At 58.2% G+C, this 19,153-nt stretch carries 19 protein-coding genes and 1 pseudogene; 11 read left to right on the forward strand and 9 right to left on the reverse strand.

Annotation, left to right across the window (positions count from 1 at the left end; all coding sequences use genetic code 11):
* Positions 1-2: 2 nt before the first annotated feature.
* The 3 genes from NWP14_RS03265 to NWP14_RS03275 are packed head-to-tail and all read left to right on the forward strand — an operon-like array spanning position 3 to position 3,399.
* The gene (locus NWP14_RS03265) at positions 3-944 is read left to right on the forward strand and encodes an ABC transporter permease (RefSeq protein WP_045858579.1); all 942 of its coding nucleotides are present in this window, start codon (positions 3-5) and stop codon (positions 942-944) included.
* Positions 941-1,762 carry an ABC transporter permease gene (locus NWP14_RS03270; protein WP_095103077.1) on the forward strand — a complete coding sequence of 274 codons (822 nt, stop codon included), beginning with the start codon at positions 941-943 and terminating at the stop codon, positions 1,760-1,762. The genes NWP14_RS03265 and NWP14_RS03270 overlap by 4 nt, the downstream gene beginning before the upstream one ends.
* The gene (locus NWP14_RS03275) at positions 1,762-3,399 is read left to right on the forward strand and encodes an ABC transporter ATP-binding protein (protein ID WP_189339909.1); all 1,638 of its coding nucleotides are present in this window, start codon (positions 1,762-1,764) and stop codon (positions 3,397-3,399) included. Before NWP14_RS03270 ends, NWP14_RS03275 begins: the two co-directional genes overlap by 1 nt.
* A 77-nt stretch (positions 3,400-3,476) precedes the next feature.
* Here the strand turns inward: NWP14_RS03275 and NWP14_RS03280 are convergent, their stop codons facing one another.
* Complete coding sequence (locus tag NWP14_RS03280; protein WP_375214765.1) at positions 3,477-4,574, reverse strand: alkene reductase; 1,098 nt, start codon at positions 4,572-4,574, stop codon at positions 3,477-3,479.
* A gap of 53 nt (positions 4,575-4,627) precedes the next feature.
* Positions 4,628-5,227 (reverse strand): TetR/AcrR family transcriptional regulator, encoded by a 600-nt coding sequence (locus tag NWP14_RS03285; protein ID WP_331834336.1) that lies wholly within the window; start codon positions 5,225-5,227, stop codon positions 4,628-4,630.
* A 143-nt stretch (positions 5,228-5,370) separates the two neighbouring features.
* On the opposite strand from NWP14_RS03285, the gene NWP14_RS03290 reads away from it, so the two are divergent.
* Entirely contained in the window at positions 5,371-5,610 is a 240-nt protein-coding gene (locus NWP14_RS03290; RefSeq protein ID WP_076946795.1) for a DUF1289 domain-containing protein, read from the forward strand.
* A 48-nt stretch (positions 5,611-5,658) separates the two neighbouring features.
* Positions 5,659-6,555 carry an aldo/keto reductase family oxidoreductase gene (locus tag NWP14_RS03295; RefSeq protein ID WP_331834335.1) on the forward strand — a complete coding sequence of 299 codons (897 nt, stop codon included), beginning with the start codon at positions 5,659-5,661 and terminating at the stop codon, positions 6,553-6,555.
* Between the two features lie 96 nt (positions 6,556-6,651).
* Here the strand turns inward: NWP14_RS03295 and NWP14_RS03300 are convergent, their stop codons facing one another.
* From NWP14_RS03300 to NWP14_RS03310, 3 genes are read right to left on the reverse strand one after another with little or no spacing between them, the layout of a single operon-like run.
* The gene (locus NWP14_RS03300) at positions 6,652-8,676 is read right to left on the reverse strand and encodes an FUSC family protein (RefSeq protein ID WP_375214766.1); all 2,025 of its coding nucleotides are present in this window, start codon (positions 8,674-8,676) and stop codon (positions 6,652-6,654) included.
* On the reverse strand, positions 8,676-9,572 hold the full coding sequence (locus NWP14_RS03305; RefSeq protein ID WP_095103088.1) for an HlyD family secretion protein: 897 nt from the start codon (positions 9,570-9,572) through the stop codon (positions 8,676-8,678). The genes NWP14_RS03300 and NWP14_RS03305 overlap by 1 nt, the downstream gene beginning before the upstream one ends.
* A 10-nt stretch (positions 9,573-9,582) precedes the next feature.
* On the reverse strand, positions 9,583-9,819 hold the full coding sequence (locus NWP14_RS03310) for a DUF1656 domain-containing protein (protein WP_346431395.1): 237 nt from the start codon (positions 9,817-9,819) through the stop codon (positions 9,583-9,585).
* A 170-nt stretch (positions 9,820-9,989) separates the two neighbouring features.
* On the opposite strand from NWP14_RS03310, the gene slyA reads away from it, so the two are divergent.
* Positions 9,990-10,430, forward strand: a complete 441-nt coding sequence (gene slyA / locus NWP14_RS03315; protein ID WP_071844932.1) for a transcriptional regulator SlyA — start codon at positions 9,990-9,992, stop codon at positions 10,428-10,430.
* Between the two features lie 121 nt (positions 10,431-10,551).
* Here slyA and NWP14_RS03320 read toward each other — a convergent pair.
* Positions 10,552-11,139 (reverse strand): annotated as a pseudogene (locus NWP14_RS03320) (MASE4 domain-containing protein).
* Between the two features lie 123 nt (positions 11,140-11,262).
* Positions 11,263-11,730 (reverse strand): outer membrane lipoprotein SlyB, encoded by a 468-nt coding sequence (gene slyB, locus NWP14_RS03325; protein ID WP_095103095.1) that lies wholly within the window; start codon positions 11,728-11,730, stop codon positions 11,263-11,265.
* Positions 11,731-12,093: 363 nt separating this feature from the next.
* Here slyB and anmK point away from each other — a divergent pair, with 363 nt between their 5' ends.
* From anmK to pdxY, 5 genes are all read left to right on the forward strand, one after another.
* Positions 12,094-13,218, forward strand: coding sequence for an anhydro-N-acetylmuramic acid kinase (gene anmK / locus NWP14_RS03330; protein WP_375214767.1), 1,125 nt, complete (start codon positions 12,094-12,096; stop codon positions 13,216-13,218).
* A 91-nt stretch (positions 13,219-13,309) separates the two neighbouring features.
* Positions 13,310-13,633 carry a C-type lysozyme inhibitor gene (gene mliC / locus NWP14_RS03335; protein WP_095103098.1) on the forward strand — a complete coding sequence of 108 codons (324 nt, stop codon included), beginning with the start codon at positions 13,310-13,312 and terminating at the stop codon, positions 13,631-13,633.
* A 57-nt stretch (positions 13,634-13,690) separates the two neighbouring features.
* Entirely contained in the window at positions 13,691-14,347 is a 657-nt protein-coding gene (pdxH, locus tag NWP14_RS03340) for a pyridoxamine 5'-phosphate oxidase (RefSeq protein ID WP_375214768.1), read from the forward strand.
* A gap of 247 nt (positions 14,348-14,594) precedes the next feature.
* Positions 14,595-15,869, forward strand: a complete 1,275-nt coding sequence (tyrS, locus tag NWP14_RS03345) for a tyrosine--tRNA ligase (protein WP_095103101.1) — start codon at positions 14,595-14,597, stop codon at positions 15,867-15,869.
* 61 nt (positions 15,870-15,930) lie between these two features.
* Complete coding sequence (pdxY, locus tag NWP14_RS03350) at positions 15,931-16,791, forward strand: pyridoxal kinase PdxY (RefSeq protein WP_095103105.1); 861 nt, start codon at positions 15,931-15,933, stop codon at positions 16,789-16,791.
* A 46-nt stretch (positions 16,792-16,837) separates the two neighbouring features.
* Here pdxY and gstA read toward each other — a convergent pair whose 3' ends face one another.
* A complete protein-coding gene (gene gstA / locus NWP14_RS03355; RefSeq protein WP_375214769.1) occupies positions 16,838-17,443 on the reverse strand; it encodes a glutathione transferase GstA in 606 nt (201 codons plus the stop codon).
* Between the two features lie 108 nt (positions 17,444-17,551).
* A complete protein-coding gene (gene dtpA, locus NWP14_RS03360; RefSeq protein WP_095103113.1) occupies positions 17,552-19,057 on the reverse strand; it encodes a dipeptide/tripeptide permease DtpA in 1,506 nt (501 codons plus the stop codon).
* Positions 19,058-19,153 lie beyond the last annotated feature (96 nt).

Below are 19,153 nucleotides of genomic sequence, written 5' to 3' on the forward strand. Positions count from 1 at the left end.
GCATGTTGCAGTTTCTGCTTACCCGTATTTTGACCGCTATTCCGACGCTGCTGCTGGTGACCGTGCTGGTCTTTCTGCTGACGCGCATGGTGCCGGGCGACCCGGCCCTGCTGATGCTGGGGGATATGGCGACGGAGTCCAGCCTTGCCGATCTGCGCCACAGCATGGGGCTGGATCAGGGGATAGTGCAGCAGTTCTTTATCTGGTCCGCTAACGTGCTGCACGGCGACTTTGGCCACTCAATTCAGAGCGGTCAGGCGGTGCTGCCTTTGATTCTGCAGCGCTTCGGCGTGACGCTAAGCGTGGTGCTGGTAGCCATTGTTATCGCTTCGCTGCTGGCGGTGCCTGCGGGAATGCTGGCGGCGTGGAAACAGAACTCCTCCCTGGATACCGGGCTGGTGATGTTCTCCACGTTTCTGCTGTCGATCCCGAGCTTCTGGATGGGACTGCTTATCCTGCTGCTGCTCGGCCTGAAGCTCGGCTGGCTGCCGGTTGTCGGCTACGTCTCATTGAGCGATGACCTGAAGGCGGGGCTGCTGTATCTGCTGATGCCGGTAATGACGCTGGTGCTGGTGGAGATCGGCGCGCTGGTCCGCATGATGCGGGCCAGTACGCTGGAGGTGCTGCGGCTTGATTATGTTTCCCACGCCCGGGCGAAGGGGCTGCGCGAGCGCGCGGTCCTGACGCGCCACGTGTTCCCGAATGCCTTTGGGCCGACGTGGACGCTGATTGGCCTGACGCTCGGCAACCTGCTCAGCGGGGTGGCGGTGACGGAAACGGTCTTCAGCCTGCCGGGGCTCGGCCGCCTGCTGGTGGATGCCATTTATGCCCGCGACTATCCGGTTATTCAGGGATGTATGCTGTTTATCGCCACGCTCTATGTGCTCACCAATCTGCTGATTGATGCGCTCTATCCACTGTTCAATCCGAGGGTTTCTGCGTGAAGAGAAAACATATCGTCCTCGCGCCAAACGCGCTGCTGGGAATAGCGCTGATTGGCACCATCGCGCTGGCCGGCATCGTGGGCTTCTTCTGGACCCCGCTGGACCCGTCGCGGATCAATATTCTGGCGCGCCTGCAGTCTCCGGGAGCGGGTCACCTGCTGGGCACCGACGAATACGGTCGCGACGTGCTGAGTCGCCTGCTGGCCGGAGCCAATGCCAGTATGACTATCTCTCTGGTGACGGTTGGCTTTGCGCTGTTGGTCGGTATTACGCTGGGGCTGATCAGCGGCTACCTGCGCGGCGCGGTGGACCGGCTGATTATGATGCTGACCGACGCGCTGCTGGCCTTTCCCGGCATTCTGCTGGCGCTGGCGCTGTTGAGCATTCTCGGCAACAACCGCTACGGCATTATTCTGTCGCTGGGTCTGGCCTACACCCCCTCGGTGGTGCGCATCGTTCGCGGCACCGTGCTGGGGCTACGCGAGGCGGAGTTTGTCTCCGCGGCGAGGGTCATGGGGCACAACGAATGGGCGATCCTACGCCGTCATATTCTTCCTAATTGCCTGGCGCCCCTGACGGTGCTGGCTACCTCGATGCTGGGCTGGGTATTGATTTCCGAAAGCGCGCTCTCCTTTCTCGGCCTCGGCGTGCCGCCTCCGGAGCCGACGTGGGGCAATATGCTGGCCGCCAGCCGCAGCTATCTCGCCCAGGCGCCGTGGCTGGCGCTCCTGCCGGGCGTCTGTATATCGCTGGCGCTGCTGGGGGTCAACATGCTGGGCGACGCGTTACGTGATTATCTCGATCCGAGGATGCAATGATGAACAACACAACCGCATTATTGCAGGTCAGCAACCTGCGGGTTAGCGTCGCGGGGCGTGAAGTCGTAAAAGGCATCTCGTTTACGCTCGCTCCCGGCGAAGTGCTGGCGGTGGTCGGGGAGTCCGGCAGCGGTAAAACCCTGGCGATGCGCTCCTTAATTTCGCTGCTGCCGACGGGGGTAACCAGCTTTGCCGATTCGCTAATCTTTGACGGCCACGATCTCAATCACCTCGCCGCGGAGCAGCTGCGCGAGCTGCGCGGTGCGGGCATCGGTATGGTTTTTCAGGAGCCGATGACATCGCTAAACCCGGCGATGACCATTGGCCGCCAGCTTGATGAAGGGCTGGCGTTACACACCCGCCTCAGCGAGCCCGCGCGGCGGGAAAAGATCGTTGCGATGCTGGAGCGCGTCGGTCTGGCTGATGCCGGGAAATTATTAGGCTCTTATCCCCATGAGTTTTCGGGAGGGATGCGTCAGCGGGTGATGATCGCCGCGGTCATGCTGCTTGAGCCGAAACTGATTGTTGCCGACGAGCCGACCACCGCGCTGGACGTGCTGGTACAGCATGAGGTTATGGATCTGATGCTGGGGCTAACCGCCGAAAAGGGCAGCGCCGTGATTCTGATTAGCCACAATCTGTCGATGGTTGCGCGCTATGCATCACGCATTATGGTGATGGAGCAAGGCGAAGTGGTTGAGCAGAACGGCAGCCAGCGGCTGCTGGCCGAACCGCAGCACGCCTATACCCGGCGTCTGCTGGAAGCGCTGCCGGTACGCCAGCCGGCGCCGGACCGCCAGCGCCTGCTGGCGGCGGAAAGCGTCATTGCGCTGACGGACGTCGATATCCGCTACGTAGGACGTAAGTCCTGGTTCCGCCCGGCAAAGGTGACGCACGCGGTAAAAGGGATCAGCTTTAACGTGCGCGCCGGTGAGACGGTGGCGCTGGTCGGCGCGAGCGGTTCCGGTAAAACCACCATCGGCAAGCTTATAGCGGGAATGCTGAAGGCCAGCCAGGGCGTGCTGGCGTTTCGGGGGCGGGCGCTGGATCCAGCGGATAAGGCGCTGATGACCACCTGGCGACGGGAGTGTCAGATGATCCAGCAGGACCCGTTCTCCTCGCTTAATCCGCGGATGCGCGTCGCGCAACTTATTGAAGAGCCGCTGCTGCTGGTGGCGACGATGAACCGCAGCGCTCGCGAACAGCGGGTTCGCGAGGTATTAGATGAGGTTGGGCTGGGAAGCCTGTTTATGTCCCGCTATCCCCATCAGCTTTCGGGAGGCCAGCGCCAGCGGGTGGCGATTGCGCGGGCGATTGTCCGGCGTCCGGCCTTTATCATTGCCGATGAGCCGACTTCAGCGCTGGATATGACGGTGCAGAAACAAATTCTCGAACTGCTCAAGCGGCTCCAGCAGCATTACGGGTTTGCCTGTTTGTTTATTACGCACGATCTCGGTGCCGTCGAGCAGATAGCGGACAGAGTGCTGGTGATGGAAAAGGGGAGCCTGGTCGAGAGCGGGTGGAGTGATGACGTTCTGGATAATCCTCAGCACCCCTATACGCAGCGGCTGCTAAGCTGCCTGCCGGTTCTTATAGCGCGGGAGCAGGGAGGATACCAGCTGCAGCAGCCGGCGTGAGCGGATTAACGGGCGGATATACGAAAAATAGCGGCGGTACTCCGCCGCTATTTCTTTGGCCGCTGTAAAAGAGGGCGTTACAGCGTCGGATAATCGGTATAGCCTTCCGCGCCGCCGCCGTAGAAGCTCTCCGGACGCTGCGGGTTCAGCGCCGCTTTATGCTTCAGGCGGGCAACCAGATCGGGGTTGGCGATAAAGTCGCGACCGAAAGCGACGGCGTCAATCAGGCCTTTGCTAATCAGATCGTTGGCCTTTTCAACCGTATAGGCGCCCGCGCCGATAATGGCGCCCGGGAAGCGCGCGCGAACCTTCTGACGGAACTCATCGCTGTACGGCTGGCCGCCGGCCCAGTCCGGCTCGGACATGTGCAGGTAGGCGATACCGCGTTTAGCCAGCTCTTCAATCAGATACAGCGCGTCGTCTTCTTCATTCGGGCCGTTATCGACGTTCTGGAAGCTGCCGATTGGCGATACGCGGATACCGATGCGATCGGCGCTCCACTCTTTACTGACCGCATCAACCACTTCCAGCACCAGGCGCGCGCGGTTTTCAACGCTGCCGCCGTACCGATCGCTACGATGGTTAGAGGTCGGGGAGAGGAACTGGTGCAGCAGGTAGCCGTGGGCGGAGTGCAGTTCCACCAGATCGAAGCCGGCGTCGCGCGCGTTGCCTACCGCCTGGCGGAAGTCGTTGACGATCCCTGGGATCTCATCGAGCTCCAGCGCCCGCGGCATGGAGGTATCGGCGCGAACGGCGTGGCCGTTCTCATCACGCAGCGACGTACGGGTGCCGGCGCTGATTGCGGACGGCGCAACCGGCGCCGCGCCGCCTGGCTGCAGGCTGTTATGTGAGATACGACCGGTATGCCACAGCTGTACGGCAATATGTCCCGCTTCGGCGTGAACGCCGGCGGTGATTTTCTGCCAGGCCGCGATCTGTTCAGGGCTGTGCAGACCCGGGGCGCCGGCATAGCCTTTAGCCTGGGCGGAGATCTGCGTCGCTTCCGAAATAATCAGTCCCGAGCTGGCGCGTTGACAGTAATACTCGGCCATCAGCGGAGTAGGGATGTCGCCGGGCTCAATGCTGCGCAGGCGGGTTAACGGAGCCATAAACACGCGGTTAGGTACGGTGACCGCACCCACTTTCAACGGGGTAAACAATTTTGATTCGGACATAATGACTCCTGAGTAGACCGGTCGTCTTGAAATTGGTTAAATAAAAACGCCTGTCAAACGCCAGGCGCGGCAATAATACTTTTGGCATGGGCAAGGGCGCTTTCAAGCGGCGTTGCGCTGCGCGTAATTTTGGCCTGCAGGTTGGCGCCCAGCCACAAGGAGTAGAGCACCTGCGACAGGGTTAACGCGTCGCCGCTGAAAACCAGGCTGCCTTCCTGACGCCCCTTGTCCAGCGCTTCGCCAAGCAGGGTAATAATCTGGCTGGCCCCTTTGTCCATCTCGGTACGCATCGACTCCGACAGATCGCAAACTTCCGCCGACAGCTTTACCGTCAGGCAACCGCTGATAATGCCCTGCTGGCAAAACTGGGTAAGCGTATGCTGATAGTAAGCCAGCAGGCGATCGCGATAGTTGCCTTCGCCGTGGGCGAAATGCTCCACCAGCCGCCGCAGATAGCCGGCGTAGTGATGTTCCAGCAGCGCAACCCCGTAAGCTTCCTTTGAGCGAAAATAGTGATAGAAAGAGCCCTTCGGCACTTCCGCCGTTTTCAGCAGTTCGCTCAGGCCCATGCCGGTAAAGCCGCGGTGCATGCACAGCTGTTCGCCGGTGGCCAGGATATGTTCGCGGGTATCGCATTCGCTATGTTTGTTCATGCCGCTCACTGTAGTAGACCGATTGGTCTAATGCAAGTGATAAATTTAAATGATGCGTGGCGTAGAGGCTGAGCAACAAAAGTTGCCAACCGCGGATGAAACGTCTTCAATGAGAGAGAGAAAGAGGCAACCGGAGGCGTGAGGTGGCAGAGCAGCTGGAGTTTTTCCCGGTACAGAGTCCGTGCCGGGGAATTTGTCAGTCGGACGAACGCGGCTATTGTCGCGGCTGTTTGCGCAGCCGCGAGGAGCGTTTTGCCTGGCAAACGATGAGCGACGTACAAAAGCAGGACGTTCTGCGGCTGTGTCGCCAGCGCCTGTTGCGCAAATTACGCGCGGCTAAGGCGGAAACAGCGGAAGAACCGCAGCAACCCTCACTGTTTTAATTGCAAAAATGGGTATACTCAAAGCACTTTTTTGTTGAGGACGTTGTTATGGTTCAGCGTATTGCTATGGCTCCGCAGGGGCCGGAATTCTCGCGTTTTGTTATGGGCTACTGGCGTTTGATGGACTGGAATATGTCCGCGAAAGAGCTGGTCAGCTTTATTGAGCAGCACCTGGATCTTGGCGTCACAACCGTCGATCATGCGGATATTTACGGTGACTATCAGTGTGAGGCGGCGTTTGGCGAAGCGCTGAAGCTGGCTCCGCATCTGCGTAGCCGGATGGAGATCGTCAGCAAATGCGGCATCGCCACGATGGCGCGGGCGGAAAATACCATTGGCCACTATATTACCGATCGCGACCATATTGTGCTCAGCGCCGAGCAGTCGCTGCGTAATCTGGCTACCGACCATCTCGATTTGCTGCTGATTCATCGCCCGGATCCGCTGATGAATGCCGATGAGGTGGCGGAAGCCTTCCTCGCGCTGCACCACAGCGGCAAGGTGCGCCACTTCGGCGTCTCAAACTTCACGCCGGCCCAGTTTACCCTCCTGCAATCGCGCCTGCCGTTTACGCTGTCGACTAACCAGCTGGAAATCTCGCCGGTGCACCAGCCGCTGCTGCTGGACGGCACCTTAGATCAGCTGCAGCAGCTGCGGATCAGGCCGATGGCGTGGTCCTGCCTGGGCGGCGGCCGTCTGTTTAATGATGAAAGCTTCCAGCCGCTGCGCGATGAGCTGGCCCAGGTTGCCAGGGAGCTTAATGCCGAAAGCATCGAGCAGGTGGTCTACGCGTGGATCCTGCGCCTGCCGTCGCAGCCGCTGCCGATTATTGGCTCCGGCAAGATTGAGCGCGTCCGCTCCGCGCTGGTGGCAGAAAAGCTGAATATGTCCCGTCAGCAGTGGTTCCGCATCCGCAAAGCCGCACTGGGATACGACGTCCCGTAAGCAACGCAAGAGCGCTACCGGCGCTCGTGATACGCCCCGATAAACCCGGATACGGCCCGCGCCGCTCTCCGGGTTTTTTCTTTCAGCGCCAACGCCTCACGCCGTCCTTTCTTCTATCGTTCCGGCGACAGGCGCCTGCTCCAGCTGCGACAGCGCGCAGTAGAGGCGCCAGATAACCGCCGCCAGCTCCTTCGCCGCCGGCTGATGATGATGACTAAGCGTGTCGCAAATGCGCTGTAGCTCCTGCAGTGTCGACGCCAGCGGCCGCTGCTGAACGCCGCGCTCGCTCATCACATCCCGCAGCAGGCTAATGCACAGATCGCGCACCTGAGAGAGCGGGTCGGAGCGGGTTTCCCACTCCCGAAGCTGCCACACCACGTGGGAGCAGTTAAGCAGCACAACCCCCCAGCGCAGCAGCCAGCGGCGCGCCAGGGCATCCTGGCTGTTACTCAGCTGGCTGATATGGTGATAAACCAGAGACTCAAACTCGTGTTCGCTATGCTGCGGATGGCGGCTAAGCTGGTCGACAAAGTGACGCCGTAACGCTTTGATGTGGCGACGGCTTTTGCGCGCATCCGAGCCCGGGCTTATCACCGCGAAGGCAAGCCAGGCAAGGCCTACGCCGATGATTTTCCCGAGGTTATCGTTAAGGAATGCGGCAAAGTCGTACACCGGCGGGTTGGTCACCGAAATAAACGAGCCCATAAATACGATCAGCTGCCCCCACAGGCCCGCCAGCTTCGGCATCTGCAGCTTGAGCAGCTGCATGGTGGTGAGCAGCGGAAAAAGAAACAGCAAAAATTGCCATAAATCGGTTATCTGCACCATCAGGCCGAACTTCACCACGAAGCTGAACAGCGAAAGCAGCACCAGGGTGCGCATCAGCAGCGTCAGCGATTTGAACGGCGAGGGCGAGATGGAGTAGAGCACGCAGCAGATGGCGGAGAGGGTGAGCGCGGCGGCGCTGGACTGCCACTGGGTGCTGATGCCCCACGCCCCGACCATCACCAGCGCGCAGAAGGTTCGCACGCCGTTCCACAGCGCTTCCGCCTGATCGGTGTGGCGGGCCAGCGCGGGCGCCGAAGGAACGTTGAATTCGGTCACCGCCATCGCGTTCTCCACCCGGGCTATCCAGCGGCTGCTCTGCAGATACAGGCGGCAGAAGTAGCGCAGGCGCATCCAGAACGCCAGGTGCCGGTAGTCGGCAGCGGCTCCGGGCGCCAGCGGGGCGATAATGCGCGCGACGGAGTAGAGATCGGCGCGCGGGCTGGCCAGCTCGCTCAGCAGCGTCTCCAGCACCGCGCGGGTATTCCTGGGGGCATCGGGCCAGTTGAGCAGCATCCGGCGCAGGCTGGAGATGACGCTGGTCATACGCAGCTGCTGGTGCAGCAAATAGTTCAGCAGCGGATTCTGCCGGCGGAAGCGGTAGTGGCTCCAGAAGGCCTGAATACGCAGCAGGTTCATGGTCAGGATCTGGCCAATAACGCTTTCGTGGGCGGTGCGAATCGCATCGGTAGTTTCCGGCACCCACAGCAGGCTGGCATGCTCCAGCAGGCGCGCATGCATATTTTTCAACGCCGTCAGCAGCGTGGTGCCGTCGGAGGTGCTGGGCAGGATCATCATCATGACCCCGCCGCAAAGGATCCCGACGATGACTTCGCAAACGCGCGACTGGGCAATGCTCCACAGCTCGTTGGCGTCGGTAACGTTGATAACCGGGAAGGCAATAATGGCGCAGGTATAGCCGGCAAGCTGGAAAGCGTAGGCCACGTTGTTGGTGTACATCGCGCAGGCCCAGGTGCAAAGCGCGATCCATGCCGAGATGCTGAATAAGAACAGCCACGGATCGTTCAGGGTATGGCCGGCCAGCAGCAGGGCGGCACAAGCGCCGAGCAGGCTGCCGGCGATGCGGCCAAAGCTTTTGCTGATCACGCCGCCGACGGTAGGAAAACTGACCACCGCCGCTGAGGTCATCGCCCAGTAGGGCTCATCCAGGTTCAGCCAGTAGGCGACGCTCAGCGCCAGGCACATGGCAATGCCGTTGCGCAGCGCGTATCGCCACTGCGCCCGGCTGGCCTTAACCCAGGGAAGCGCGCGCCACGTCAGGGCCTGCACCTTCACTATGGCCGGCCGATAGAAACGGTACAGGTGGTGCCGGAGATAAGCGTGATCTCCTGCGGCAGGCCGGTCAGCTCAATGCGTACCGGCACCCGCTGGGCCAGGCGTACCCAGGGAATATTCGGTTTAATATCCGCCACCAGCGCGGCGCCGTTTTCAACGCTTTGGTCAACAATGGCGCGGCCAATGCTGGAAACGTGACCTTGTAACTTTTGCTTGCTGCTATAGAGAATCACCTCGGCGCTATCCCCGGCGCGGATATGACGCAGCTTGGTTTCTTCAAAATAGCCAATGACGTAGAACGAGTGGCTGTCCACCAGCGCGAACTGGGGGCGGCCGACGGAGGCGTAGTCGCCAACGCGGGTGGAGAGATTGGTGACCCAGCCGTCAACCGGCGCCTTAATCACGGTCTGGCTGAGCTGCCAGCGGGCGCGTTCGAGACTGGCCTGCGCGACGCCCATCACGGCTTTGGCCGCTTCGAGGACCGCGTTGGCGGTATTCAGCGCGGTGCCGGCGCTTTCCAGATCTTCGGCGGAAATCACGTTTCGCGACAGATTTCGGCGGCGGGCGGCGTCACTGGCGGCTTTTGCCTGTTCCACCTGGGCCTTCGCCAGATCGGCCCGGGTTTTGGCCAGCTGTGCCTCGGCGTCGAGCAAGGCAATACGATAGGGGGTGTCATCGATCTTAAACAGCACGTCTCCGGCTTTCACCAGCTGGTTATCGCGGACGTTAAGCTGCAGGATGCTGCCGGATACCTGAGGCGTGATGCTGACCTGCTCGGCGCGCACCTTGCCGTCACGGGTCCACGGCGATTGCGTGTAGTAGTTCCAGACCAGCCAGGCGGCAATAATCGCCAGCGCCGCAATCAGTAGGGTTGAGAAATATTTTATTTTTTTCATCGAGTTAACATTACCAGACGGTCAACAGAACCAGTGCCAGACACACTGAAAGCGCAAACAGGGAGAGATCCATCAGCAGCGGGTGCCAGATATCGCCGGCGTACATCCAGTCGCGCAGCTGACGATGAAGCACCAGCCAGATAAAGAACCCCAGCAGGACGGCTTTAAACAGAGGGGGGAAATAGATAGAAGCGCCAAACACCAGGTCCTGGAGCGACAATCCGCAAGAGTTAAGACTCAGTTTCACAAGCAAAAATCCTTTGCCGTTGCAGGGAGAATGTCAGGTAATGCTATTATTTGCATTGTAAATCATTGTTTTCATATTAGTGAATCAGGTAATTCATTTGTTTTGATTATTTAAATGCTGCACACTATTCTAAAATCAGTATAATAACTTAGCAAGCTAATTATAAGGAGATGAAATTGGAATCGCCACTGGGTTCTGATCTGGCACGTTTAGTGCGCGTCTGGCGCGCGCTGATCGACCATCGCCTGAAACCTCTGGAGTTAACGCAGACGCACTGGGTCACGCTGCATAACATCCATCAGCTGCCGCCTGAGCAGTCGCAGATTCAACTGGCGAAAGCCATCGGAATTGAGCAGCCTTCTTTGGTGCGTACGCTGGATCAGCTGGAGGAGAAAGGTCTCATTTCTCGCCAGACCTGCGCCAACGATCGGCGGGCGAAGCGTATTCGGCTGACGGAAAAAGCGGAGCCGCTGATCAATGAGATGGAAGAGGTTATCAGCAAAACGCGCGATGAAATTCTGGCTGGCGTCTCGACGCAAGAGGTTGAAATGCTGCTCGGTTTGATCCGCAAACTGGAACACAATATTCTGGACCTCCAGGCAAAAGATTAACCTGTTCAGGGCCTTGATCTCTCAAGGCCCTTCATTCTCTACTTCGACTCATGCCACACGACGACGCGGTTTTTCGCTTCGTACATTGCCGCATCCGCACTCTTCGGTCGTCAGGCGACCGTCAACGGCGGTAAATACGCCGCGCGTGATACCACGAATACAGCATGTCACTCTGCGGGATTAGCACCGGTAGCGTAAATATATAGGCCGAACAAAAGAAGGCGCTGCTGTACCAGAATATATTGCGCAATCGGCTTATATAAACCAGCAGCATTAGCGTTATTAACCAACTGGCGACTATAACCCGGCCAATACGGTTATGCCAGAGCGGATGATTACTTGAATAAAGCCATGACGGAGTAATTATCAGTGTCGTAAAACTCGGGCGGTTCGTCAGAATAACGGTATGAACCTTTCTGGTGAGGCGCGGGCTATGGCGGAAGTGATATAAAATAATCGCGGGAGTAAAGAGTATGACCAGCATCGCGTTGCGCGGAAGATAAAGAAAATCAAAGCGGCGCTAGCGTCAGGTATGGCCCTGGTTGCAGAGAAGCCAGTCCGAATGGCCGCTAAACCTTCCCGGCACCAGCAGCGCCGATCCGCCGTAGGCGCAGGCAATGGCGGTCAGATGCAGGCGCTCCCGAACGCACCAGTACTTCATAGTGAGGTGTAATATCAATAAAAATATAGTCAATACCGGCAACAGCACCGGACTGGACGTCGATGTGCGACTATAACGTCAGGGGCGGCTGAACCGCAAAACGATATGGCCGGATTCAATATCTTGATCTTTGGGGAATAATGCGGCCCCGAAAGGCCGCATGAAAGAATATTAACGCGGGGACACGGTGACCTGGCTGCCGCTGCCGGCAATCGCGACGCGCTGGCCAACGGAGAACGGGGTGCTGCCCTGTTTCTGGACCACCAGAATGGTGTTGCCGTCATCCTTACGGATTTCCAGCTCAACGCCCTGGGTTTTATTCATTGCGCCCTGGACGCCCTGGCCGGCTACGCCGCCCGCAACTGCGCCTGCTGCCGTTGCCAGCGAACGGCCCGTGCCGCCACCGATGGTGTTACCGAGGAATCCACCCAGAACTGCGCCGCCGATAGCACCGATGGCATTGCTGTCATCGCCGCCCTGGATCTGAACCGCGCGGGTATGAACGATGGTTCCGTAAGTTACGCTCTGGACCTGTTTGGCTTCGGATGCGGAGTAAACATCACCGGAAAGGCCGCTGCTGCTGACGCAGCCCGCAAGAGTAAAACCAATCATCGAGACAGCCAAAACACGTAAAATCATTTATGAATCTCCTTCACCAAATAGCGTTCTGTTGAACTTCCATGTGGTCAATTATATGGCATTTAAGCGCCAGCTGGCATAGCTTCCGCATGGACAATATGAAAAATAATAAGCAAAAACGTCTTAACCGCAGCTAAACGTAAGCGCTTTACGCGAAGCGTCGCGTTTATAACTGCGAGGCTTCGGGCTTCTCTGTTCAGGCTTTGGCGCCGTTTTAAAGCGGCTAAAACCTGATTATCTGACAGCCGGAATGATTTAAGGTTTATCCGTTTTAGTGTTAAAAAAAATTATTGTCCCATAGCAATGACCCCGTCTTTATGATGGAGTGTCGCTATACGAGAGTCATGGAATGAAGGAAGGCGTATGAAATCAGGTCGCTTTATTGGCGTAATGTCCGGCACCAGCCTGGATGGCATCGACGTGGTTCTGGCGGTAATTAACGAAAGTATTGTGGCCCAGCAGGCCAGCCTGACCTATCCCATCCCTATCGCAATAAAAGAAGAGATTCTGGCTATCTGTCAGGGGCAGCCGCTCACCTTATCGCAGTTAGGACAGCTTGATACGCGCCTGGGACGGCTGTTTTCCGATGCGGTACGGGCGCTAATGCGCCAGGAGAATTTGCAGGCCTCGGAGATCGTTGCGATTGGCTGCCACGGTCAGACGGTCTGGCACGAGCCGATGGGCGATGCGCCTAACACATTGCAAATCGGTGACAATAACCAGATTGCCGCCCATACCGGCATCACGGTGGTGGGTGATTTTCGCCGTCGCGATATGGCTCTTGGGGGCCAGGGCGCGCCGCTGGTTCCGGCCTTCCACCACGCGCTGTTGGCGCATCCGGTTGAGCGCAGGATGGTGCTAAACGTTGGCGGCATCGCTAATCTCTCGCTGCTGGCGCCCGGCCTGCCGGTCCGCGGCTACGACACCGGTCCTGGCAATATGCTGATGGACGCGTGGATCTGGCGTCAGTGCGGTAAACCGTACGATAAAGATGCCCACTGGGCCAGCGGAGGCAAGGTGCTGCTGCCGCTGCTGCAGGATATGCTCAGCGATCCGTGGTTCGCGCTGCCCGCGCCGAAAAGTACCGGGCGGGAATACTTCAACTACGGCTGGCTGCAGCGGCATCTGGCCCGCTATCCCGGCGTTAGCGCGCAGGACGTTCAGACCACGCTGACGGAGCTTACCGCGGTCACGATTAGTGAACAGGTGATGCTCAGCGGCGGCTGCGAGCGGCTGCTGGTGTGCGGCGGCGGGGCCCGTAATCCGCTGCTGATGGCGCGACTGGCGGCGCTGCTGCCGGGTACGGAGGTCTCTACCACCGATGCGGCGGGGATCAGCGGTGACGATATGGAAGCGCTGGCCTTTGCATGGCTGGCGTGGCGGACTATGTCCGGGCTGCCCGGCAACCTGCCGTCGGTGACCGGTGCCGCAGAAGCCTCCATCCTTGGCGCGATTTTCCCGGCGAATGCGCCGCAGAATCAGAGTTAACTGAATTCGCTATATTTTATTAACCGGTAAACTGGATGAAGTGAGCGGAGGGTCAGTACCCTCCTGGACCGGGAAAGTCGAAGGCAACCAAATGAAAAAAATCCTTATCGCAGCGATACCTTTTATGCTCGCAGGCTGTAGCTATTACAACCAGTTTGTCGAGCGCATGCAGACCGATACGCTGGAGTATCAGTGCGATCAGAAACCGCTGACCGTTCATCTCAATAACGCCCGCCAGCAGGTAAGCTTCATTTACGATAACCAGCAGCTGAATCTGCAGCAGGGGCTATCGGCGTCGGGGGCGCGCTATACCGACGGCGTATACGTCTTCTGGTCAAAAGGCGACGGTGCCACGGTCTACAAACACGACCGCGTGGTGCTGGAAAACTGCCAGCTGCAAACCGCCAAACGTTGAGATTTCTGTCCCGGGGGCGCACAATGACGCCACCCGACGACTATTTTCTCAATTGCCATGTCAGACAACGACGAATTGCAGCAAATCGCGCATCTGCGCCGAGAGTATACCCGTGGCGGCCTGCGTCGCCACGATCTTCCCGCCGAACCGCTGACGCTGTTTGAGCGTTGGCTCCGACAGGCCTGCGATGCCCGGCTGGCCGACCCCACGGCGATGGTGGTGGCCACCGTTGATGAAAGCGGCCAGCCCTATCAGCGTATCGTGCTGTTAAAGCACTATGACGAAAAGGGGCTGGTGTTTTACACCAACCTCGGCAGCCGCAAAGCGCACCAGATCGAAAAAAATCCCCGCGTGAGCCTGCTGTTTCCGTGGCATATGCTGGAGCGCCAGGTGATGGTGAGCGGCAAAGCTGAACGTCTGTCGACGCTGGAAGTGGTTAAGTATTTCCACAGCCGCCCGCGCGATAGCCAGATCGGTGCCTGGGTTTCCCGCCAGTCCAGCCGCATTTCTGCCCGCGGTATTCTTGAAAGCAAGTTCCTTGAGCTGAAGCAAAAATTCCAGCAGGGCGAAGTGCCGCTGCCGAGCTTCTGGGGCGGGTTCCGCGTCAATATCGAACAGATGGAGTTCTGGCAGGGCGGCGAGCATCGTCTGCACGATCGTTTTCTGTACCAGCGGCAAAACGACGGCTGGCAAATCGACCGCCTGGCGCCATAAAGGACGCAAAATGTTGTTTTAAGCGCTGGTACTACGTTCCCCGGCGCTTTATTCTATAGGCTTCATTTTTCACGCTGCATCGTAGCTGGCCATGCCTGCTCATCCGGTAGCTTACCCGCGTAAGCGCCTGAGGCTTCCCATGCTTGCCGCTTTGATGCAGCCTGAATCATTTTGTGTAGTATTTTTTCGCGTCTGGCGAAAAGTCGTGTACCGGCAAAGGTGCAGTCGTTTATACATGGAGAATTTGATGGCAAGCAGTAACTTGATTAAACAATTGCAAGAGCGGGGGCTGGTAGCCCAGGTGACGGACGAGGAAGCGTTAGCAGAGCGACTGGCGCAAGGCCCGATCGCGCTCTATTGCGGCTTCGATCCTACCGCCGACAGCTTGCACTTGGGGCATCTTGTTCCATTGTTATGCCTGAAACGCTTCCAGCAGGCAGGCCATAAGCCTGTGGCGCTGGTGGGTGGTGCGACCGGTCTGATTGGTGACCCGAGCTTCAAAGCCGCCGAGCGTAAACTGAACACCGAAGACACCGTGCAGGAGTGGGTTGATAAAATTCGTAAACAGGTCGCGCCTTTCCTCGACTTTGATTGCGGAGACAACTCGGCCATTGCCGCGAATAACTACGACTGGTTTGGCGGCATGAACGTGCTGACCTTCCTGCGTGATATCGGCAAGCATTTCTCCGTCAATCAGATGATCAATAAAGAAGCGGTTAAGCAGCGTCTGAACCGTGACGATCAGGGCATCTCCTTTACCGAGTTCTCCTATAACCTGCTGCAGGGCTACGACTTCGCGTGCCTGAATGAGCTGCACGGGGTTGCGCTGCAAATCGGTGGTTCGGATCAGTGGGGTAACATTACCTCCGGTATCGACCTGACCCGTCGCCTGCATCAGAACCAGGTATTTGGTCTGACCGTTCCGCTGATCACCAAAGCGGATGGCACCAAGTTCGGTAAGACCGAAGGCGGCGCGGTATGGCTGGATCCGAAGAAAACCAGTCCGTATAAATTCTACCAGTTCTGGATCAACACCGCGGATGCCGACGTTTATCGCTTCCTGAAGTTCTTCACCTTTATGGAAATTGACGAGATCAATGCCCTTGAGGAAGAAGACAAAAACAGCGGTAAGGCTCCGCGCGCGCAGTACGTGCTGGCGGAACTGGTGACGCGTCTGGTGCATGGTGAAGAGGGTCTGATCGCCGCAAAACGCATTACCGAGAGCCTGTTTAACGGCAACCTGAGCGAGCTGAGCGAAGCGGACTTCGAGCAGCTGGCGCAGGACGGCGTACCGATGATTGAAATGGAACAGGGCGCCGACCTGATGCAGGCGCTGGTGGATTCCGAGCTGCAGCCATCCCGTGGCCAGGCGCGTAAAACCATCGCCTCCAACGCGGTGACCATCAACGGTGAAAAACAGGCCGACCCGGAGTATGTCTTCGGCGAAGGCGATCGCCTGTTTGGTCGCTATACCTTACTGCGCCGCGGTAAGAAAAATTACTGTCTGGTCTGCTGGAAGTAATTGCGTAAAGGCAGGGGCGTGGGAAACCACGCCCCTTATTTTTTGCTGTCAGGTATCCAAGATGAAGAATATCCTCGCCATCCAGTCTCACGTTGTGTTTGGCCATGCCGGCAATAGCGCCGCCGAGTTTCCGATGCGCCGCCTTGGCGCGAACGTCTGGCCCCTCAATACCGTGCAGTTCTCAAACCATACTCAGTACGGTAAATGGACCGGCTGCGTTATGCCGCCAGCGCATCTGACCGAGATCGTACAGGGCATCGCTGATATTAATCAGCTTCAGCGCTGCGACGCGGTGCTCAGCGGTTATCTGGGATCGGCGGAACAGGGCGAACATATTCTCGGGATTGTTCGTCAGGTGAAAGCGGCCAATCCGGCGGCAAAATATTTTTGCGATCCGGTGATGGGCCATCCTGAAAAGGGCTGCATCGTAGCACCTGGCGTAGCCGAGTTTCACGTGCGCCATGCGCTGCCTGCCAGCGATATTATTGCCCCGAATCTGCTGGAGCTGGAAATTCTCTGCGAGCATCCGGTGGCGAACGTCGGCGAAGCGGTGGCCGCCGCGCGGGAGCTCATTGCCCAGGGGCCGGAAGTGGTGCTGGTGAAGCACCTGTCGCGCGCCGGGATTAGCATGGACCGTTTTGAAATGCTGCTGGTGACGCGCGACGAAGCCTGGCATATCAGCCGTCCGCTGGTGGACTTTGGCCTGCGTCAGCCGGTGGGGGTGGGGGATGTGACCAGCGGCCTGCTGCTGGTGAAGCTTCTGCAGGGAGCGAGCCTGCGCGATGCGCTGGAGCACGTCACCGCCGCGGTGTACGAAATCATGCTGGCGACCAAAGCAATGCAGGAGTATGAGCTGCAGGTCGTGGCGGCGCAGGATCGCATTGCGCTGCCTGAGCATCTCTTCAGCGCCACGCAGCTGTAGGCGCTGACAGCCTGCCCGGAGCCGCGCCCGGGCAGGGCAATCGACCTTACTTCAGACCTTCCGCTTCCAGCGCAGCCGCCACCGACGGGCGCGCGGCGATGTGCTTCATCCACGCCTCGATATGGCGATAGCCTGCCATATTAAGCTTCACCGCGTACGCCCAGCGCAGTACGGTAAACAGATAGCCATCGGCGATGGTGAAGCGATGGCCGTTCAGCCACTGCTTATCCTCCAGCGATTCGTCAATATACTGCAGCTTCTTCTCCAGCAGCGCCCGCGCCGTGGGTTTGTAATCTTCCGGCGTGTCCGGACGAAACAGCGGGGTGAAGCCTTTGTGCAGCTCCGTTGCGACGTAGTTCAACCACTCCAGCGTCTGGTAGCGGGCGATGGTGTCCACCGGGGCCAGCAGCTGTCGATCCGGGACGCGATCGGCAATGTACTGCATAATCGCCACGCCTTCCGTCAGCAGGAGATCGTCGTCAAGCAGCAGCGCCGGAACCTGGCCTTTCGGGTTAATCAGCAGGTAATCATCCCCGTTTTCAAGACGCTTTTTCATTACGTCCACGCCCTGCAAGGTGAAATCCAGCCCGCTTTCGCGCAGGGCGATATGCGAAGCAAGAGAACAGGCGCCGGGTTTGTAGAACAGTTTCATCGGTAACTCCTTGTGGCTGCAGTTTTCTGTATGGTAGTCCGCGCAGGGGTAAAAAAAAAGCCGCTAACGGCAGGTTAGCGGCTAAATTAAGTGGTTTTCCCGAAGCGCTTAGGCTGTTGCCGTCTCGCGATCTTTAGCGACGCTATCGTCGTCCAGAGTCATACGATTCAGCTTCGGCGCCGTCAGCAGCATCAGCGCGGCGATTACGGCCGTCACGATACCAATCTGCATGAATACGTGACCGTAAACGTTCAGAGAAACCAGCGGGTCGGTTACGTTTTCCGGAACGGCCATCAGGTTAGCAATCTTACCTGCAATAATTGCTGCGCCCGCGGTGGTCAGGAACCAGCTGCCCATGATGAAGCCCATCAGACGCTGCGGAACCAGCTGGGCAACCATTGCCAGACCGAGGCCGGAAATCATCAGCTCGCCAATACTCTGCAGCGCGTAGCTCAGAATCAGCCAGTTTACCGACACGATACCGGCATCGGTGGCGAATTTGGTGCCCAGCGGCAGCACCAGGAATGCGGCGGAACAGAGGATCATACCGATAGCAAACTTGTGCGGCATCGGCAGACGGTCGCCCATCTTGTTATAGATGGCGGCCAGAATCGGGCTACCGATCATAATCCAGAACGGGTTCAGCGCCTGGAACTGCTCCGGCTGGAAGCTGATGCCCATAATGGCATGCTCAACGTTGCGGATGGCGAAGAAGTTCAGGGACGTCGGCATCTGGCTGTAAAGGACGAAGAAGACGATCGCCTGCACCATCAGAATGAAGGCCACAACCATCTTACGACGCGCGGCGCCCTTCAGGGCGATAGCTTCTTTGGCGAAGATGATGACGATGCCCAGCGCAACCACGCCCAGAACCATACGAGCGATGCCCTGGTTATGCAGTAGCCAGGTAGCGATAACCACCAGGATAACCACGCCGACGAGGGTGGCCAGCAGTTTGCCGTAATGAACCGGGGCGAAGTCGGGTTTAGAACCGTAGTTTTTCACCCATTTCTTGCAGAACATAAAGTTCACCAGCGTAATCAACATGCCGACAAAGCTCAGGGAGAAGGCGATACTCCAGCCGAACTTCGCTGCCAGCCACGGGGTAGCCAGCATCGAGAAGAACGAACCGATGTTGATGGACATATAGTACATGGTAAATGCACCGTCCAGACGCGGGTCGTCTTTCTCATAACAGGTAGACAGCAGGGAGGACGGGTTAGCCTTAAACAGGCCGTTACCGACGGCGATAGTCGCCATACCCATATAAACGATAGCGGCGTCATGTCCGGAATACGCGACCAGCGCATAGCCGATCGCCAGTACGATCGTACCCAGCATAATGACGCGCTTGGTGCCGAGCACTTTATCGCCCAGCCAGCCGCCGATAGCCACGAGGCCGTAGACCAGCGCGCTGAAGGAGGAGAAGAGTGTAATAGAATCCGCTTCTGACATACCCAGCTGTTTTACCAGGTAAACGGCCATGATCCCTTGCAGGCCGTAATAACCAAAACGCTCCCATAATTCGATCGAGAAGATCAGGTAGAACGATTTCGGCTGCTTGAAAGCGTTCAAACTCACGCTTTCTGCTGGTTTATTGTTTGCAGTTGACACATATACCTCTTTTTTTACATCCCATATTAACGGGGGGTGTTCGGGGCGCAATCTTCGATGACCGCCGCCTTTATAGTTATTCTGGAGGGAAAACGG

Source organism: Klebsiella sp. C349492 (assembly GCF_042055345.1).
GTDB classification, from domain to species: domain Bacteria; phylum Pseudomonadota; class Gammaproteobacteria; order Enterobacterales; family Enterobacteriaceae; genus Klebsiella; species Klebsiella scottii.

What these genes read in the sequence shown, in the direction of transcription:
- NWP14_RS03265 (WP_045858579.1), top strand. Translation starts at nt 3, where the DNA reads ATGTTGCAGTTTCTGCTTACCCGTATTTTGACCGCTATTCCGACGCTG.
- NWP14_RS03275 (WP_189339909.1), top strand. Translation starts at nt 1,762, where the DNA reads ATGAACAACACAACCGCATTATTGCAGGTCAGCAACCTGCGGGTTAGC.
- NWP14_RS03280 (WP_375214765.1), bottom strand. Translation starts at nt 4,574, where the DNA reads ATGTCCGAATCAAAATTGTTTACCCCGTTGAAAGTGGGTGCGGTCACC.
- NWP14_RS03285 (WP_331834336.1), bottom strand. Translation starts at nt 5,227, where the DNA reads ATGAACAAACATAGCGAATGCGATACCCGCGAACATATCCTGGCCACC.
- NWP14_RS03295 (WP_331834335.1), top strand. Translation starts at nt 5,659, where the DNA reads ATGGTTCAGCGTATTGCTATGGCTCCGCAGGGGCCGGAATTCTCGCGT.
- NWP14_RS03305 (WP_095103088.1), bottom strand. Translation starts at nt 9,572, where the DNA reads ATGAAAAAAATAAAATATTTCTCAACCCTACTGATTGCGGCGCTGGCG.
- slyA (WP_071844932.1), top strand. Translation starts at nt 9,990, where the DNA reads ATGAAATTGGAATCGCCACTGGGTTCTGATCTGGCACGTTTAGTGCGC.
- slyB (WP_095103095.1), bottom strand. Translation starts at nt 11,730, where the DNA reads ATGATTTTACGTGTTTTGGCTGTCTCGATGATTGGTTTTACTCTTGCG.
- anmK (WP_375214767.1), top strand. Translation starts at nt 12,094, where the DNA reads ATGAAATCAGGTCGCTTTATTGGCGTAATGTCCGGCACCAGCCTGGAT.
- mliC (WP_095103098.1), top strand. Translation starts at nt 13,310, where the DNA reads ATGAAAAAAATCCTTATCGCAGCGATACCTTTTATGCTCGCAGGCTGT.
- pdxH (WP_375214768.1), top strand. Translation starts at nt 13,691, where the DNA reads ATGTCAGACAACGACGAATTGCAGCAAATCGCGCATCTGCGCCGAGAG.
- tyrS (WP_095103101.1), top strand. Translation starts at nt 14,595, where the DNA reads ATGGCAAGCAGTAACTTGATTAAACAATTGCAAGAGCGGGGGCTGGTA.
- pdxY (WP_095103105.1), top strand. Translation starts at nt 15,931, where the DNA reads ATGAAGAATATCCTCGCCATCCAGTCTCACGTTGTGTTTGGCCATGCC.
- gstA (WP_375214769.1), bottom strand. Translation starts at nt 17,443, where the DNA reads ATGAAACTGTTCTACAAACCCGGCGCCTGTTCTCTTGCTTCGCATATC.